Here is a 13,434-nt window from a genome sequence, read left to right as displayed (position 1 = left end):
CTTCATCCTCCGCCACCTAGGTTCCCGCTGTGACGGATCCGAGGACCACCGCCACCCGGAGGCCCGACGCCGGGGTCGGGCAGATCCGGGAGCCGGCACGGACCGCCTGGTGGCGCGCCGCCCGCCTCTGGGCCGTGGTCGTGTGCTTTATCGGGGTCGGGATCGCCCGGTCGGCCCGGCTCGGCATTCCCTTCCGCGACCCGCACGGCGCCTACCTGGTCGGTCGCGTGGCGCTGACGTCGGCGATCTTCCTCGGGCTGGTCGCGCTGGACGGGCTCGTCCGCACCGACCACCCACGGTCGGTGCGGCGCGGGTGGTCGACCGTCCGCGCCCGGTGGACCTGGGGGCGGGTGGCCCTCGCGTGGACGGCGCTGCTGGCCTACCACGCGACGTACTTCACCTATCACAACCTGAAGAGCTGGGACGTCTTCAACGCCCCGCGCGACGCGATGCTCACCGCATGGGACCACTGGCTCTTCCTCGGACACAGCCCGGCGGTCCTCCTGCACGACCTGCTCGGCCAGCAGGCCGCCGCCTGGGTGCTGATGGTCTGGTACGAGGCCTTCGCGACGCTCGTCGTCGTCGCGTTCCCGGCCGCCGTCGTGCTGGCCCCACGGATGCGGGACGCGTACGCCGGGATCGCGGCGTTCGTCTGGGTATGGATCCTCGGCACCGCGACCTACTACGCGATCCCGTCGTTGGGACCGTTCCACGCCGAACCCGGTGACTTCTCGGGCCTGCCGCACCTCCCGGTCCAGGACACCCAGGCCGACTACCTGGCGCAGCGAGACCACCTGCTCGCGCACCCGCACGCCCCAGACGCGTTCGCGCAGGTGTCGGCGTTCGCCAGCCTCCACGTCGCCGTCACCGCCACGATCCTCGGGCTCGCGTGGTGGCACCGGATGCGCCGCACCACCGTCGTGCTGGCGGTCTTCCTCGCCGGAACCATGGTCGCGACGGTCTATCTCGGCTGGCACTTCGCCGTCGATCTCCCCGCGGGCCTGGCCATCGCGGCACTCGCCTGGGTGCTCGGTCCGCTGACCGTCGGCGTACGCCGGCGACCCCCGCGAGCGGCGGGACGGCGGTCGGCACGAGCCGGCGACGACGCCCGCTGACGGCTTCATGCTCCCTTCATCGACACCGACCTACCTTCCGACCATGCGCTGCGTGATCGTCGTCCCGACGTACAACGAGGCCGACACCATCGGGGATCTCCTCGAGTCTCTCCGGGCCGTCCGCCCCCACGCGCCCGGCGTCTCCCTCGAGGTCCTGGTCGTCGACGACGACAGCCCGGACGGCACACAGCGGATCGTCCGCGCGCACCCGGGGTTCGACCAGTGGGTCCACCTGCTCGCACGACCGGCGAAGGACGGCCTCGGCGCCGCCTACCGCGCCGGGTTCGCGGCCGCCGTCGACGCCGGGTACGACGCGATCGTGCAGATGGACGCGGACGGCTCGCACCCGGCGTCCGTCGTGCCGGCGATGCTCGAGCTGCTGCGCTCGAGCGACGTCGTGGTCGGCTCGCGCTACGTGGCCGGTGGCCGCACCGAGGGCTGGCCGGCCCGGCGCCGGGCGCTGTCCTGGGCGGCCAACTCCTACGCCCGCGGCGTGCTGCGACTGCGCACACGCGACACGACGTCCGGGTTCCGCGCCTGGCGGACCGACGCCGTCACCGCGGCCGGCGTGCTGACGACGGCATCGACCGGATACGGCTTCCAGGTCGAGAACACCTGGCACGCCGAACGCCACGGACTGCGGCTGACGGAGCTCCCCATCACCTTCACCGAGCGCACCGCCGGGCACTCCAAGATGACCGGCGCCGTTGCGAGCGAGGCGGCCTCGCTCGTCCTGCGCTGGCGGATCGGCGAGCTGGTCCGCGCCGCGACCACCCTCCGGCCGCCGGCGGCCGCACCGAAGGACGTGGCGCAGGCATGAGGGCCGGGACCCGTTCCCGCACCGATCCGCTGGCGCGGCTCCGGTTCCTCCTCTCCTGGGCGGTGGCGCTGGCCCTGGTCGTCGCGGTCCTGCCCCGGACCGTCGACGTCTCCTGGCACGGCCTCCTGCCGGTGCTGGGATCCCTCCACTGGCCGGCGGCGCTCGCGCTGGCGGGCCTGTGGTTCCTGGGCCTCTACGTCCACTCCTTCGTGCTGACCGCGGCCGCGCCCAGCCTGACGCATCGTCGCGCCCTCACCCTGAACCTGACCGGCAGCGCGCTCGCGAACGTGGTGCCGCTCGGGGGTGCCGCCGGCGTCGAGCTCAACCGCCGGATGATGCGCACCTGGGGGATCGACGGCCGCGCGTTCACCGGCTACACCTTCCTCACGAACCTCTGGGACGTCGGCTCCAAGCTGCTGCTGCCCGTGATCGCCGTGGTCGCGCTCGCGCAGGCCGGGGAGCGGCTCACACCGCCGGTGCAGGCCGCGGCGGCCCTCACCGGCGCGGGCTTCGTCGCCATGGTGGCCGGCGCGGCGTACGTGCTGGTCGGCCCGCGCGGTGCCGACGTGGTCGGTCGCGCGCTGGAGGCCGCCGTACGCCGGGTGCTGCGACTGGTCCGTCGGGAGCGGGAGCTGGGGCTGGCCGCGGCTCTGCTCGACGTCCGGGCCCAGTGCGCCGCGCTGGTCGCCCAGGGCTGGCTGCGCATGTCCGTCGGGATCGCCGGCTACGTGGCCCTGCAGGGGCTGCTGCTCGGGCTCTGCCTGCATCTGACCGGCGGCGGGAACACCTGGCCCGAGATCCTCGCCGCGTTCGCGGTCGAGCGGGCGCTGACGATCGTGCCGCTGACCCCCGGCGGCATCGGCATCGCCGACCTCGGCCTGGTCGGCGTGCTGATCGCGCTCGGGGGCGACCCGGCGAGCGCGGCCGGCGCCGCCGTCCTCTATCGCGCGTTCATCTTCGCCGTCGAGATCCCCGTCGGCAGCGGTGCCCTCGGCGTGTGGCTCCTCGGTCAGCGCTGGTCGGCCCGGCGATCGACCGTAGCGGCCGCGCTCGTCGGCACCGGCCGGGCGCGCCGGATCGCCCACGTCACCGACGTCTTCCTCCCGCGGCTGGGTGGGATCGAGACCCACGTCGACGACCTCGTGCGCCACCAGCGAGCGCTCGGTCTCGAGGCGGAGGTGCTGACTCCCACGATGCCCGACGGCGCCGATCCCTCCTGGGTGCGTCGGCTCTCGGCGGCGCAGGCACGCGTCGCGGTCGGCCGCTACGACGTCGCGCACGTGCACCTGTCGATGTTCTCGCCGTACGGCGTCGGCGTGGCCCGCGCCGCGGCTCGGGCCGGCGTCCCGGTCCTGGTCACCGTGCATTCGATGTGGAGCGGCCCCGGCGCGATCCTCCGACTCGCCGCGCTGGCCGGGCTCCGGCACCGGCCGGTGGCCTGGTCGGCCGTGAGCGGCGCGGCGGCGGAGACGTTCGGCCGGTCGTTCAACCGGTCGTTCGGCCACCAGCGGGTCGCGGTGCTGCCGAACGCGATCGACGTCGCGTCGTGGCGCCCGCCGGGCCCGGGTGCCGGACCGGGGCGCCCCGGCACCCCGCTCACCATCGTCAGCGTGATGCGGCTGATGCCGCGCAAGCGCCCGGTGCAGCTGGTGCGGATGTTCGCCCGGGTGCGCCGGCTGACCGGTCGCGACGACCTCCGGCTGGTGCTCGTCGGCGACGGCCCGCTGCGGGCCCGGGTGGAGCGCGCCGTGCGCCGCCACGGTCTCGACGAGCAGGTCCGGATCACCGGCCGCCTGACCCGCGACCAGGTCCGGGACGAGCTGGCCGGCGCCTCGATCTACGTCGCTCCGGCGCCGAGGGAGTCGTTCGGGATCGCCGCCCTGGAGGCGCGCTGCGCCGGTCTGCCCGTGGTCGCGAGCCGCCGGGGCGGGGTCGGGGAGTTCGTCCGCGACCGGCTCGACGGGATCCTCGTGGACGACGACGCCGAGTTGGCCGTCGCGCTGGCCGACCTGGTGCGCGACCGGGACCTGCGCGAGCGGATCGCGGCCCACAACCGCGCGGTCGCCCCCGGCTGCGACTGGTCGGACTCCCTCGACCGGACCGCCGAGCTGTACGAGCTGGCGAGGAGCCGGACGCGTGCGGCACAGCCCGCTCTCGGCGCCCTGCCGCCGCTCGTGGCGATGGAGGCCTGACCGCGGTGGCCACCATCGTCTCCCTGCACGCGCATCCCGACGACGAGGCGCTGCTGACCGGCGGCTGGCTCGCCCAGCGAGCGGCGGCAGGCGACCGGGTGGTGCTCGTGTTCGCGACCGACGGCGGCGCCGGACTGGCCGCGCCCCGCCCCGGATCCGCCTCGCTGGCACAGGCACGGCGGGTCGAGGCGGCGGCGTCCGCGGCGGCGATCGGCGCGGCCCGGCTGGTGTGGCTCGGCCACGCCGACTCCGGCATGGCCGGGCGACCCACCCATGACGTCCGTCGCTTCGCCGACGTCCCCGTCGACGACGCCGCCCGTGCCGTCGCCGCCGTCCTCGACGCCGAGGCCGCCGACGTGCTCACCGGGTACGACGCCAACGGCGGCTACGGCCACCCCGACCACGTCCAGGTCCATCGGGTGGCCCGACGGGCGCAGGATCTCGCCGCCACCCGGCCACTGCTGCTGGAGGCCACGGTCGACCGCACCTGGCTGGTCCGGCTGCTCCGGCTCGTCCGCCCGTTCGCGTCGCTGCTGCGCGGTATCACGCTCCCCGGTGACGAGATCTTCTCCGAGCGGTCAGCGATCGGCCTCGCCGTGGACGTGCGCCCCGACCTCGCCGCCAAGCGCGCCTCCCTCGCCGCTCACGCCTCGCAGCGCACCGGCGGCCTGCGCACCGTCACCCTGCTGCTCGCGCTGCCCCGGCCGCTGTCCGGACGCGTGCTCGGGACCGAGTGGTTCGTCGAGGTCGCCTGACCTCCCGGCGGACCGGAGCAGCCGCTCCAGGACCACCGCGGCCAGCAGCGCCAGGCCCATCGTGGTGCTGCCCAGCACGTCGGTGGGCCAGTGGACGCCCAGGTAGACCCGGCTGAGGCTGACCAGGATCGCGATCACGACCGCGAGGGCCACCGCACCGATGGTCACCGCGGTGCCGAGCCGGCGCCGTTCGCGGCCGAGCCCGGGTCCGGCGTACCCGACCACGACGAGGGCGAGCATGCCCCAGCCCACCCAGGCCTGGGCGGTGTGGCCCGAGGGGTAGGACCAGCCCGACGCGGGTGCGATCCAGTCGGTCGCCGGCGGTCGCGGTCGCTGCAGCCACGCTCCGACGACGACGTGGAGCACGGCGGCGACGCCGTACACGAGCGCCGTGGTGACGATCGGCCGCCACGTCCGCAGCCGCCACCCGACGGTGCCCATGACGATGACCAGCAGCGGCACCAGGACCGCGTTCGAGCCCAGGTGCGTGACGAGTCGGAAGAAGGCGTCGAGCGCGGGCACGCGATGGGCCACGACCCAGTCGTGGATGCCGGGATCATCGGCGGCGAGCTCGTCGTGCCCGGCGACGTCCTGGGTGATCGCGAGGAAGGACCAAGTCAGCACCGCGAGCACCACCCCGGCCGCGGTCGCGGCGAGCCCGCGACCCGTCCCGCCGTCCAGCCGGCGACCGATCCAGCCGGCGGTGCGGGGGAAGCGAGCACCCGCCCATCGGACCGGGTCGCCGTCCCGCAGCCGCACGAGCACGGCGGCGCCGGACGTACGCCGGGCCCGGCGCCAGGCCACCCCCGCGGAGAGGAGGACCACGAGCAGCACCAGCGCACCGAGGCCGACCCGGGAGGCGACGTGCTCTACGCGCTGCCAGCTGCGGCCACCCAGGTAGCCGAGCAGCACCGACAGCACGACCCAGCCCGCGGCGCCGGCGACGTTGTAGACGGCGAAGGTGCGGTACCGCATCCCCACCATCCCCGCGGCTCCCGGGATCATCACCCGCAGCGCCGCGGTGAACCTGCCGAGGAAGACCGCGCGACCGCCCCGGGCGGCCAGGTAGCGCTCCGCCCGGTCGAGGCGGTCGCGCTCGACGAACCGGCCGAGGGTGCCGCCGAGGACGCGGTGACCGTAGCGACGGCCGACGGCGTACCCCACGCTGTCGCCGACGACCGCCCCCGCGAACCCCGCGGCCAGCACGGCGACCAGGGCCACCCGGCCCTGCTGGGCCAGCAGCCCGCCGAGGATCAGCGCGATCTCGCCCGGGAAGACGAACCCGACAAAGGCGGAGGACTCCAGCGCGGGGAGCGCGAACACGGCGACGAGAGCGGCCCAGGCCGGGAACCCCAGCAGCAGCGCGGCGACACGGTCGGTCATGGCCTCACTCCCCCGGCTCACGAGATCCGGCCCGGAGGCGAGGTCGGGAAGGCCGCCGGGCGAGCCGGCCTCCAGGCGTGCCGACCCGGAACCGTGGCGACGAGCCCGACGACCTTCACGCCTCGAAGGTAGGAACCCGCGGATGAAGGCAGCATGAAGAGCCGGGCCGAGGCGCCACCCGCGGCTCGGCCTCGACCCCGATCTCCGGCGACGACATGCTTGCGCCATATACCCCTCCGGGGTATGTTCTCGATCCGTCAGAGATTCATACCCCCATGGGGTACCCGAAGCACGGGGCCCGGCGGGGACACGCCACCACCCCAGGAGACCGAAAATGTCCGACACGAGCACCGCTCCGTCGCCACCGCAACGCCGATGGCTCGGCCTGGCCGTCATCGCCGCGGCCCAGTTCATGGTCATCATGGACACCTCCATCATCGGCGTCGCGCTCCCGCAGATGCAGGACGACCTCGGGTTCTCTCCGGAGAACCTGACCTGGGTCTTCAACGCCTACGTCATCGCGTTCGGCGGGCTCCTCCTCGCCGGCGGCAAGCTCGCCGACCTCTACGGCGCCCGCCGCGTCTTCACTGCCGGGTGGGTCGTCCTGGCCGCCGGCTCGCTGGTCGCCGGCCTGGCCGGCAACGTCGCCGTCGAGCTCACCGGCCGCGCTCTCCAGGGCGCCGGCTCAGCGCTGATCGCGCCCGCCGCTCTGACCATGCTGATGATGCTGTTCGGCCGAGAGCCCCGCGAACTGACCAAGGCCCTCGCGGTCTACGGCGCCGCGGCGCCGGCCGGTGGCACCGCCGGGGTGTTCCTCGGTGGCGTGCTGACCGAGTACGCCTCGTGGCCGTGGGTGTTCCTCATCAACCTGCCCATCGCGGCCGTCATCCTGGCCGTCACGCCCTCGCTCCTCCCCGCGGGACGCATCGGCTCCCAGGTCAGGGTCGACGTGTTCGGCGCGGTCACCGTGACCGGCGGCCTCGCGGCGGCGGTGTACGGCATCGTCTCCGCACCCGAGGTCGGCTGGAGCTCCTGGCGTACCTGGGCCACTCTGGGCCTCGCCGCCGTCCTGCTGGTCGCGTTCGTGGTCCGCCAGGCCAGGGCCGCCCAGCCGCTGGTCCGGCTCGGCATCTTCGCCGCGCCCAACCTGGGTGCCGCCAACCTCGCCCAAGCGCTGCTCGGCGCCGCCTGGGTCCCGATGTGGTTCTTCCTCAACCTCTACCTGCAGCAGGTCCTCGGCTACTCGGCCTTCCCCTCCGGCGCGGCGCTGCTGCCCATGACCGCACTCATCATGGTTGGCATGGCACTGATCGCTCCGCGCGTCATCGCGACGATCGGGCCCAAGCGCACCACGGTCGCAGGCCTGGCCATCCTCGCCGTGGGCCTCGGCTGGCTCTCCCGGGTCGATCCCGACGGCAGCTTCCTGGTCGACGTCCTGCCCGCCTCCCTGGTGGCCGCACTCGGCATGGCGTTGGCGTTCATCCCGTCCCTCGGCACCGCCATCACCTCCGCCGCCCCCGACGAGGGCGGTCTCGCCTCCGGCATCGTGAACACCAGCTACCAGGTCGGCTCCGCCCTGGGCCTGGCCGTCATCACCGCCGTCGCAGCCGCCGCCGGCGCGAGCGCGGCGACGGACCCGGTGGCCCGGACCGACGGCTACTCCGCGGCGTTCCTCGCCGCCGCCGTCGTCGCGCTCGCCGGCGCCGTCACCTCGGCCGCGCTCCTCCGGCCAGGGCCGACGGCACCCACTGACCAGGCGTCGCCAGCAGCCGCGTCACGGGTCTGACGCGGCATTGCCGACTGCCGCCGGACTCACGGGTCCGGCGGCAGTCGCGGTCCCGCGCTCAGATCTTGCTCTGCACTCCGGCGAGCAGCTGGCGGGCCATCACGATGCGCTGCACCTGGTTGGTGCCCTCATAGATCTGGGTGGTAGCCGATCCCGGGGCATTCCGGCGCCTGACCTGCGGTTTTACCTCCGGGCGGCACACCGGTGTCACACCGGCACGCCCGCTGTGTGCGGTCCGGCGTGGTGTCGGTCGGGACTTGCGCGAACGCTTCGCTGCTTCGGTTTTCGTGGGTTCAGAACCCGGCTTCTGCTTCGATCTCGATCTCAACGAGCGGTTCAAGTTCGGCGCGAAGTTCGGCGTAGATGCTCGGGTGCCCTGTGTCCCGCTGGAGCATCACGGCCAGGGAGTATCGCTGCTCCGCGTTGTCGACGTCCCAGCGGTTCTGGTTGCGGACAGCGATCACGAGCTCATCCGGCCGGTCGTCGGCGACCTTCTGATGGCGGACGTAGCGCCCGAGCTGGTTCGCTCCGCGGCTCCGCTCGGTATCCGCCGGCTGAAGGTCGAGCCGGCCGCGCAAGCCGGACGGGGTCAGGGCGACGTCGTCCTCCAGGTCTTCTTCGGTTGCTGCCTTGACGTACGCGAGCCGGACCTCCTCGAGAGAGGGACCGTGGAAGGCCTGGAAGCTCATCTTGCTCGCCAGATAGTCCAACCGGGTGACTCGAACAGGCGGGTCGAACGCCAATGCGACTGATAGGTCGATACGACCGCCGGCGACGCGGAAGCTGCTCGGTATGGCGACACGGTAGAAGTGCGCTTGGTTCACTCGGATTGTGTGTTGGCTCAGGAGCACAACTCGATGATCGTCGGACATCTCGGACCGTTCGGGCGACACCCGTCCGTACCCGGTGAGGCGTCGCTCATCTTGACGAGCGGGAGCGCCGGAGTCGAGGTAGGTCGGGATCTGGTCGGCGCCAACGAGCAGGAGCGCGCGGACGCTGTTGCCGTTCAGCTCCGGGTACTGGCCGAGCACACGCAGCGCGCCGTGACTGACAAGCGGCGCCGCGTAGCTCGTTCCTCGCCCGGCCGCGAGTAGCCGGTCGGGCGCGTTGCCTCCGGCCCCGACGACCTTGCCGAGCGTGCTGCCTCGGTCCTCCCGTCCCACTACGGTGTCCACAACGGCGCTCCCCGACGGTGCGCTCAGCTCGGGCTTGATCGCGCCCATCGGGCCCGGCCCAACCCGAGTATGCGGGCTCGGAAGGTTTGGTCCGCCGACCACGACCTTGTCGGCGGAGGCCCGCACGAACACGCCTTGATGATGGCCGCCGCCTAGGCCGCCAACGGTCAGGGACAGGGCGGCAGTGCCCGGATCGAGGATGCCGGGTTCGGGCAGCGTGAGAAGGTCGGCGACGTAGTCGTTCGACCGCAGGCGGCCCAAGTCGTGCTGCCCAGAGTCGTAGTTGCCGGCGCAGGTCACGACAACGACGTCTTGGTGGTAGCGGATGAACTGGTCGACCATCGCGGCGATGGGCGTCGGGCGCGGTCCGGCGTAGGGACGCCGGCTGTCTCCCAGGGACAGGTTGATCACTCGCGCCCCTGCCTCGGCTGCGACAGTCATCGCCTCCAGGAGGAGGTCCGGCCAGGCTTGGTCGTCGGGGAACCGATCGTTGCGATCAAGGACTCGCACACTCAGCAGCCGCCCGGCAGGGACGACGGGACTCCGGGTGGCAAGCGGCTCCTCCAGAGAGCCGTAGAGCCCGAGGCTCGCGACGAGCGTTCCGTGTCCGCTCTCGTCGCCGCCGTCGGCGATTCCCTCTCCCACAGCCTCGGCCGCGATCACGGCCGGAGCGAGAAGCGGATGCGCTGACCGGATTCCGCTGTCGATGACGGCCAGGATCGGAGCCGTTGAGCTCGGGGCTACGGCGAGCGGGAGCGACTCGGGCGTCGCGGAGAGAAACTCGGGCGCGTCCAGCATCGGGCTCGGCATGAGGTCGACCCAGCTGATCCGGTCGGTCGCCAGTACCTCCTCGAGCATGCCCACCGGCAGGTCGCAGCAGACCACGGACCAACCCGCAGTGGCGCGGACCGAGGTGGCATGAACCGTACCGCCGGCACGTCCGACGGCGGCAGCCACGTCGGCGTTGCGACGTTGCGCCTCTCCAGCGTCCTCGGAGCACCAGCAGTTGATCTCGAGGCGCACAACCTCACCCGGGTCCGGTCCTTCGTCCAGGTGGCGGGCCAGCTCGACACCGATCAGGTCGCGCGAGCCAATCGGGCGAAGAGCGTCGATCTTGTCGAACAGCGTCTCGTACTCGGCGGCCCGCTCGTATCCCTTGTCGGTGAATCCGCGAGTGCCCTGCATGTAGAGGTCATTGCGGCGCACGAACTCGGTGAGTTCCGGGTCCTGCGCGAAAGCCACCAGCGCGCGGTCCGAGCGCAGTTCCAGAACACGGAGCCCGGCCCGCTCGACGTCCGCCGGGTCGAGCGGCCCGTTGATCTCCAGAACCAGGATCAGCTCGGGATCGACGCCCAAGACCTCGGAGCGGCGGCGATGCTCATCGGCGATGGTGCTGACCTGACGGCCCAGGTCTTCAGCATGGCGTTCACGATCTGTGTAGGCGGGAGCGCCGCCACGACCGGGCGTGCGCGTTCGGCGCGGGCCAGGGTCGGTGGCTGCAGCGAGTCGAAGGTGGGTGTGCCGTTGGGGCTCGATGAGCGACAACTGCTCGGACACCCCGGCATGCTACGAACGATTTGCCTTCTTGGTCGGCGGATTCGGAATTTGCGCGGTCGGCGTGGCGCGCTGCCGCCGCTCGAACGCGGCCGAGAGGTGCTCGTCGGCGAGCAGCTTCGCGCCTGAGAGGACCCACCGCCGTTGCGCGTCGAGAGCGATCAGCTCGACCTCGGCTGGCGTGAACTCCTTCAACTTCGTGGCCCACTTGCGCAGTCCCAGCCGGTGCGGCGCACCTTGGAGGCGCAGCCGGAGGAGCGCTTCGATGCCCGTGATGTTGAGCGGCGAGAAGGAGATCACGTCGTCGAAGCGACGCCAGATGGCGCTGTCTAGCAAGCCGGGATGGTTGGAAGTCGCAACCACTACCGATTCGCCGCCGATCTCCTCGATCAACTGCAGAACCGTCGCCATGACCCGTCGCAGCTCGGCGTGGTCGTTCCCCACCCCGCGTTCCGCCGCTACGGACTCGAACTCGTCGAAGACAAGCACGCACGGCGTGAGTTCGGCGAACTGTACGACCGACTCGACGTTCTTGGCCGTCTCGCCGAGATAGGACGACACGAGCGCAGCCAGGGCCACACTCGCCACGGGGAGGCTGAGCTCAGCTGCGATCGCGTGAGCCGATGCGGTCTTGCCCGTTCCTGGGTCGCCGATGAAGAGGAGCCGCCGCCGTGGCAGAAGGCGGAAGCTCGCAAGAAGGGACCTGCTCCGGTTCTCCTCGACGATCTCACCGATCGCCGTCACGGTATCGGCGGCCAGCACCAGGTCGCCCAGTTCGTGCGCCGGCTTGGCCAGCGTCAGAAGCGGGCGGTCGTCGCGGTCCTTGGGCAACGGCCGCAGCGAGAGTGCACCCTCGGTCATCGATAGCGCATCGCGATTCAGGGCGTGCTCGAGGTCGCTCGCGAGGAGCCGATGGCCGCGACGGCGCTCGTCCGAAATGATCCGGCCAGCAACCTCCCGAAACGATCCGTCGTCGGCCCGCGAGTACGCCGCGAAGAGTTCCTTGAGCTGGTCGCTTCTCGCCATCTCCTCGCCTCCTCCACCTTCGACTGCCGGATCCGTCCGCGGAGCGGTGACGCGCCTGAGTGTAGTTGCCTCACCCGGCTCCGGCGCTACTTCCGATGACGACGGAGCGCCGCCTGACGACCGTCGTCGACGACATCGTCTCGCTGTCCACCGACAGCGTGCCGTGGGCGTCGGTCGAGCGCCCCGCACCTCGTCGCGGAGACGCGCCCGCTCTTCGCCGGCAGCGGCCCAACTGGCCCGCTCCATAGGCCCCTGCTGCGGCACACAAGCGTCACACAACCCCATTCTGGCGAGTGCCTAACCATGCCGACAGGTGCCCTCGACGGCGTGGCCTGCTAGGACTAGCGTTAGGAGAGCCACGGTGCCACCGTGTGCTCGGATCCCTTACAGGGTTGGTGATTCTCGTGCCTACAGCTGCGACTGCACCCCGGAGAGCAACTGGCGGGCCATCACGATCCGCTGCACCTGGTTGGTGCCCTCGTAGATCTGGGTGATCTTGGCGTCGCGCATCATCCGCTCGACCGGGTAGTCGCGGGTGAAGCCGTAGCCGCCGAGCACCTGGACGGCGTTGGTGGTGACCTCCATGGCGACATCGGAGGCGAAGCACTTCGCGGCCGCCCCGAAGAAGGTGAGGTCGGAGTCGCCGCGCTCGGACTTGCCGGCGGCGGCGTAGGTCATCTGCCGAGCGGTCTCGACCTTCATGCCCATGTCGGCGAGCAGGAACTGCAGGCCCTGGAAGTCGGCGATCGGCTTGCCGAACTGCTGGCGCTCCTGGGCGTAGCCCAGCGCATAGTCGAGCGCGCCCTGGGCGATGCCGACGGCCTGCGCGGCGATCGTGACGCGCGTGTGGTCCAGGGTGCGCATGGCGATCTCGAAGCCGGTGCCCTCCGCCCCGATCATCCGGTCGGCGGGGATCCGCACGTTGTCGAGGTAGACCTCCCGGGTCGGGCTGCCCTTGATGCCGAGCTTCCTCTCCGGCGCACCGAAGGAGACGCCGGCGTCGGACTTCTCGACGACGAACGCCGAGATCCCCCGCGACCGCCTCTCGGGGTCGGTCACGGCCATCACGGTGTAGTACTCCGAGACGCCGGCGTTGGTGATCCACCGCTTGACGCCGTTGAGCACGAAGTCGTCGCCGTCGCGGACCGCGCGGGTCTTCATGCCCGCGGCGTCCGAGCCGGCGTCCGGCTCGGAGAGGCAGTAGGAGAAGCCGCCCTCGCCCGCGGCGAGGCGGGTCAGGTAGCGCTGCTTGAGCCCCTCGGAGCCGGCCAGCTGCACCGGCAGTGAGCCGAGCTTGTTCACCGCGGGGATCAGGCTGCTGCTGGCGCAGGCCCGGGCGACCTCCTCGATGACGATCACGGTCGCGAGCGCGTCGGCCCCGGCGCCGCCGTACTGCTCCGGCACGTGCGGGGCGTGGAAGTCGGCCGCCAGCAGCGCGTCGGCCGCCTCCTGGGGGTAGCGAGCGTGCTCGTCGACGTCGGCGGCGTACGGCGCGACCTTGGCGTCACACAGGTCGCGGACCGCCGCGCGGACGGCCTGGTGCTCCTCGGAGAGGGCGAACATCGGGAACTCGGCGCTCATGGCCGTGACCTCCGGGTCGAGATGACGAACGGTACTCCGTACCATAT

8 protein-coding genes and 1 pseudogene are annotated in these 13,434 nt (G+C 72.0%); 5 read left to right on the top strand and 4 right to left on the bottom strand.

Annotated features, from left to right (window positions below):
* Window positions 1–134: 134 nt before the first annotated feature.
* From KM427_RS08220 to KM427_RS08205, 4 genes are read left to right on the top strand one after another with little or no spacing between them, the layout of a single operon-like run.
* A complete protein-coding gene (locus KM427_RS08220; RefSeq protein ID WP_252275177.1) occupies window positions 135–1,115 on the top strand; it encodes a phosphatase PAP2 family protein in 981 nt (326 codons plus the stop codon).
* 43 nt (window positions 1,116–1,158) lie between these two features.
* Window positions 1,159–1,935, top strand: coding sequence for a polyprenol monophosphomannose synthase (locus KM427_RS08215; protein WP_215526891.1), 777 nt, complete (start codon window positions 1,159–1,161; stop codon window positions 1,933–1,935).
* A complete protein-coding gene (locus KM427_RS08210; RefSeq protein ID WP_215526890.1) occupies window positions 1,932–4,127 on the top strand; it encodes a glycosyltransferase in 2,196 nt (731 codons plus the stop codon). Before KM427_RS08215 ends, KM427_RS08210 begins: the two co-directional genes overlap by 4 nt.
* A gap of 5 nt (window positions 4,128–4,132) precedes the next feature.
* The gene (locus tag KM427_RS08205) at window positions 4,133–4,882 is read left to right on the top strand and encodes a PIG-L family deacetylase (protein ID WP_215526889.1); all 750 of its coding nucleotides are present in this window, start codon (window positions 4,133–4,135) and stop codon (window positions 4,880–4,882) included.
* Between the two features lie 90 nt (window positions 4,883–4,972).
* Here KM427_RS08205 and KM427_RS25465 read toward each other — a convergent pair.
* Window positions 4,973–6,265 (bottom strand): annotated as a pseudogene (locus KM427_RS25465) (bifunctional DedA family/phosphatase PAP2 family protein); the annotation flags it as partial.
* A 334-nt stretch (window positions 6,266–6,599) separates the two neighbouring features.
* On the opposite strand from KM427_RS25465, the gene KM427_RS08190 reads away from it, so the two are divergent.
* A complete protein-coding gene (locus KM427_RS08190; RefSeq protein ID WP_215526888.1) occupies window positions 6,600–8,051 on the top strand; it encodes an MFS transporter in 1,452 nt (483 codons plus the stop codon).
* 293 nt (window positions 8,052–8,344) lie between these two features.
* On the opposite strand, the gene KM427_RS08185 is transcribed toward KM427_RS08190, so the two are convergent.
* The 3 genes from KM427_RS08185 to KM427_RS08175 form a co-directional block, all read right to left on the bottom strand.
* Window positions 8,345–10,783, bottom strand: a complete 2,439-nt coding sequence (locus KM427_RS08185; RefSeq protein ID WP_215526887.1) for a S8 family peptidase — start codon at window positions 10,781–10,783, stop codon at window positions 8,345–8,347.
* Between the two features lie 9 nt (window positions 10,784–10,792).
* Window positions 10,793–11,806, bottom strand: a complete 1,014-nt coding sequence (locus KM427_RS08180) for an AAA family ATPase (RefSeq protein WP_215526886.1) — start codon at window positions 11,804–11,806, stop codon at window positions 10,793–10,795.
* Window positions 11,807–12,214: 408 nt separating this feature from the next.
* Entirely contained in the window at window positions 12,215–13,387 is a 1,173-nt protein-coding gene (locus KM427_RS08175) for an acyl-CoA dehydrogenase family protein (RefSeq protein WP_183590894.1), read from the bottom strand.
* Window positions 13,388–13,434: the final 47 nt, after the last annotated feature.

Source organism: Nocardioides sp. LMS-CY (assembly GCF_018732145.1).
In the GTDB taxonomy this organism is placed as follows: domain Bacteria; phylum Actinomycetota; class Actinomycetes; order Propionibacteriales; family Nocardioidaceae; genus Nocardioides; species Nocardioides soli.
The sequence above is the reverse complement of the archived record's forward strand: the minus strand, read 5'-3'. Positions and strand labels throughout refer to the sequence as shown.